The organism is Blautia sp. OM06-15AC, assembly GCF_003481425.1.
Taxonomy (GTDB): Bacteria; Bacillota; Clostridia; order Lachnospirales; family Lachnospiraceae; genus Fusicatenibacter; species Fusicatenibacter saccharivorans.
Map to the genome: position 1 here is coordinate 1 of NZ_QULD01000023.1, position 4,059 is coordinate 4,059.

General features: G+C 35.7%; 4 protein-coding genes and 1 pseudogene. All 5 read right to left on the minus strand.

The window, feature by feature from the left end; translation table 11 throughout:
• Positions 1–42: 42 nt before the first annotated feature.
• Positions 43–243: a helix-turn-helix transcriptional regulator gene (locus DXB83_RS16180; RefSeq protein ID WP_330426831.1), complete on the minus strand. Its 201-nt coding sequence runs from the start codon at positions 241–243 to the stop codon at positions 43–45.
• A 121-nt stretch (positions 244–364) separates the two neighbouring features.
• On the minus strand, positions 365–844 hold the full coding sequence (locus DXB83_RS16185; RefSeq protein WP_055154158.1) for an MGMT family protein: 480 nt from the start codon (positions 842–844) through the stop codon (positions 365–367).
• 105 nt (positions 845–949) lie between these two features.
• Positions 950–1,327: a TnpV protein gene (locus DXB83_RS16190; RefSeq protein WP_055060280.1), complete on the minus strand. Its 378-nt coding sequence runs from the start codon at positions 1,325–1,327 to the stop codon at positions 950–952.
• Positions 1,328–1,673: 346 nt separating this feature from the next.
• Positions 1,674–3,329 (minus strand): hypothetical protein, encoded by a 1,656-nt coding sequence (locus DXB83_RS16195; protein ID WP_117805357.1) that lies wholly within the window; start codon positions 3,327–3,329, stop codon positions 1,674–1,676.
• Positions 3,330–3,427: 98 nt separating this feature from the next.
• Positions 3,428–3,895: pseudogene (locus DXB83_RS16200) on the minus strand (tyrosine-type recombinase/integrase); the annotation flags it as partial.
• Between the last annotated feature and the right edge of the window lie 164 nt (positions 3,896–4,059).

The following is a 4,059-nucleotide window of genomic DNA, read 5'->3' on the forward strand; positions in this document are numbered from 1 at the left end:
CTTTATTCAAAAAATATCATTTTAAGGCTTGACTTTTAATAGTTAGTCTTTCAATAGATAGTCAAGAGAGACATCGTAGCATTCGCTCATTTTAATGACGCTGATAATATCTGGATAGGATTTTTCATTTTCCCAATTTGAGATGGTCTGACGACTCACACCCAACAATTCGGCAACCTGTTCTTGCGTCAGCTTTTTTTCAATTCGGGCTGCCTTGATTTTGCATCCAATATCATGCTCCATGCCACTATACCTCCTTGCACTTTTATTGTAGGAAAAACACCCACTATTGTCTACAAAATAGCTTTGACATCACTTATTATGAGTGTCAAAATCCTTTTACATCTGCCAAATTCAAATTTACCTATTTCAAATCAAAGAGGGAGTTTTCATAGTCCTTTACATAGTATCGTACATTTTTACGCCCTTTTTGAATGATGGTGTGTCCTTCTGCTTCTAATTTTTCTTTTTGTGCTTCAATACCATTTGGGTATTTAGCATTTAGTTCTCCGTTTGCTTTCAATGTTCTCCAATAAGGCGTTTCATCTTCTGAACGCTGATAACTCGCCCATGCCACAATAGAAACAAAAATTCCTGCTGTAATCGGTTCTGTAAAATCTGCACTACTTAACTCCGCAAAGTATTCTCGTATTTTCCCGACGGTAATCACTTTACCATACGGAATTTTTTTCATTACTTTGTCATAGTCGATTGGCGGTGCAAAATACATTTTACTGCCACCATATTTTTCAATACTTTTCTGGTCTGTAATGATTTGAAATTTTGGCATATCCTTATTGTCGTGCAACATAGCATTAAAATCTTTCTTATCTTCGTTTGCCATTTCTGCCACCTCCTGCTTTAAGAATAATCTGTTTGTCATTTCTATGCAATGAGGCTGTTTGAAAAAACTTGACAACTTCATATTTGCTTAACTCTTAACATATCATTACGAATAAATCATCTCATGCAAAACAATTTCTTCTGCCCGGTTGTGAATGTTATTGCAACGCTGCACCCATTCCATTTGATGGGTACGCTTCAATTCCTCGGTTACGCCCTCGGCAGTTTTCATCTGTTCCATGATGATGTCTAACCGTTCCTGTGCCTGTTCGTTCAGGTCTGCAAGATATGTCCATAACTCCCCGGTCAATATCAATGTGTTCAATCTGGCTGGGTGGACTTCTCTTAAATATTCCTGATGTAGCCGTCCATACTTCCCAATGGGGCGGTGTTCCTCCGGCAGTTTCAAATCCGGGATGTAGTAATCTCCGACAAGGATATAATCAATTCCGTTTTCCGTTATTCTTGGTTTCAATTTGCTCATATTTTTAATCTCCTCATTCTGGTTTTGCAAGTCTGACTCTCCAGAAATATTGGTAAATCATTGGTAAAATTGAGAATGGAACACAAGAAATGCTATTTATAGAAGTATTTAAGACGATTTGAGACTTTTCATTCTGAACAGAAAATCCTGCCGTGGCAAATAAAAAGTACTTTAATCATTGTTTTATTTCTCCTTGTTTTGCCCTGAAACGCCCTGCTTTGCTAGGGTTTTCGGGTGTTTTATTAAATGCTCTGAAATTACAGATTGTGGCAAATCAGAGTAAGATTGAACACGTTGCTACTACCTGTTAGTAGTAAAATTGGTAGTAAAATGAAGCTTCTTACTACTAAGCATTCTCGTGATATATCATCCTTATATTTTTAGAACCACATATCGGACATTTTTCTGGTTTCTCATGTATTGCCACATCATGATCTTGCATTAAACAATTTTCACAAAACAGATATTCTTTACTAAACAATGCTTTTCTTTTTGCCGCAAGTTGTCGCATTATTTCCCATTTGCTAGGATTTTTCCCTATAATAAAATCAGGCGTAATAAAAAGTGATGTTTTAACTTTCAAGAATGTATCATCCAATTCTGTTTCAATATATTCATAATCGTCATATAAAAAAATAACATATCTTCTTTCTCTTTCAGCTTTCCATTTGCTATCTTTAACAGAAAGAATCCAATATTGCAATATCTCCTGTAAAAACATTTTCTTATTATTGTCAGATAAATCAAACATGTCTATAACGCTAAATAAGTATTGTAATTCCGTCTTTGCTTCTTCAATGTCATATAAAACATCAAATGTTATTACTTGAGCTATATATGGTCTTTTCATAGTATCTGGCAAATCTGCGTCAGCGTCAGCCTTTTTTGTCAATGTATATAATCCAATAGGTCCAATCAGGTCCACAATTCTATCATTTTTATATCCATACAAACATTCTCCATAACCGTCTTGCATATGGCTATTATTTATTGACTTACTGAAACATGACACATAATAGTTTCGTGTCTCAGAAAAATCAATGTCTTTTATCCAGTCATAATGAATCCATGACATATCTTCAAACAATTCTGGAATAACTTTTTTCTCTCGCTCATCATTAAGCAGCTCTGTTTTCTTCATCCAAATTTGATGATTACTAATACTACTCTTTGCAACTTCTATTGGCAGATATTTACAAATATAATCATTGTTATACCCATTTCTCGATTTTAAAATGAAATTGCTTATCATCATCATAAGCACACCCTTAACTGGTCGAATGTTTGCAGGCTGCTTATTCATTCTAAGTAGTTTTGCTTCTATTGCTAATAATTTGTATAATTCTTCTCTTGTAAATTCCCATAACTTTTCTCTTTTACTTCCATGCATATTACTAATATCCAGTAACATAGATGTATATGAATGAGTCAAGGTATCAATCTCTTCTTCCGTTTGGCAGCTTTTTAACGTTTCCTCTACAATTTCTATTAATTGTTCTGCAAATGACTTATTCTTTTCTATTGTGAACTTTTGATACGCTATGTGATACAATCTCAGTGGGAACATAAGCCCCTGTTCATATGGTATTACACGATATGTATTTTCTTCATCACAATTAATCACAGGATTAAACCAAGAAGTAATTTTCTGTAATCTAGTTACCTGCGTTATAATATTGTATATATATGTTTTTAATGAAGATATTTGATATGCATTACCAACTAAATAGAGAAAATTCAGTATCCCAACTTCATACTCGGTTACACGAACCAATCCAGAATTCTCATTCAAATTCAAATCATGCTCACACGTTAAAGACAAAAGGACTTCTCTTGTCTTATAAGACGGATTTTTCCTAAATTCTTCTACACATTCACATAATGTATCTAAAATCTGTTCACGAGCATTCGCAGGCCATTTTTCTGGCTTCTCCGCTGTTTTTTCATCGTAATACATTTCACAACCATTCCTTTCATATGAAATCAAAACCGCTTTTCCCATCTTCCTAAATCACCCTGATTATATTATATCCTCTGAACCTACTTTTTTCCACAAAAATAACGCCCCAGTCTATACCAGAGCGTCATCCCATTTCCATATTATACAACTTTAAACACTTTCTGCGACATCGGTTTCTCCTTCTTCTGCTCAACCTCCGCCTGCGCCTTCCTAAACTCTTCCATACGTTTCAATTCTTCCTCAGCATCATCAAAACTGATATGCGTGTACACATTCATTGTAACACTTATATCCGAATGCCCCATGAGGTACTGTAACGTCTTTGGATTCATTCCTGATTTTGCCATATTGCTGCAATAGGTGTGTCGGCATACATGAGGTGTGATATTAGGCATCTGCACCCGATAGATATCATTGTATCTGCCGACCATGTGGTTGAATCGGTGCTGCCAGTGCATTGCCACAAGTGGCATTCCATTGTCATCGTAGAAAAGGAATCCACTGTAGCCATCAATGGATTTTTCCACTTTAGGAGCATTCCTGTCTTCGATGATTGCTCGAAACATTTCTGCCACATCTTCTGTTATCGGCAGCACTCTTGTTCCTGCATGTCTGCAAACATGAGGGGTAATATTGGACATTCATATTGGAGATTGCCAGATATGGCACCGGATCGGCATAGCCTTCCTGGTTTCTATAACCTACTCCCATAAGAATAGCTCCTCGTATTATATAGTAGTAGTTTTTAGAGACCCTCTCCAAGGTCTTTATA

Coding starts and splice junctions, on each gene's coding strand:
- DXB83_RS16180 (WP_330426831.1), bottom strand. CDS start 243: ATGGAGCATGATATTGGATGCAAAATCAAGGCAGCCCGAATTGAAAAA.
- DXB83_RS16185 (WP_055154158.1), bottom strand. CDS start 844: ATGGCAAACGAAGATAAGAAAGATTTTAATGCTATGTTGCACGACAAT.
- DXB83_RS16190 (WP_055060280.1), bottom strand. CDS start 1,327: ATGAGCAAATTGAAACCAAGAATAACGGAAAACGGAATTGATTATATC.
- DXB83_RS16195 (WP_117805357.1), bottom strand. CDS start 3,329: ATGGGAAAAGCGGTTTTGATTTCATATGAAAGGAATGGTTGTGAAATG.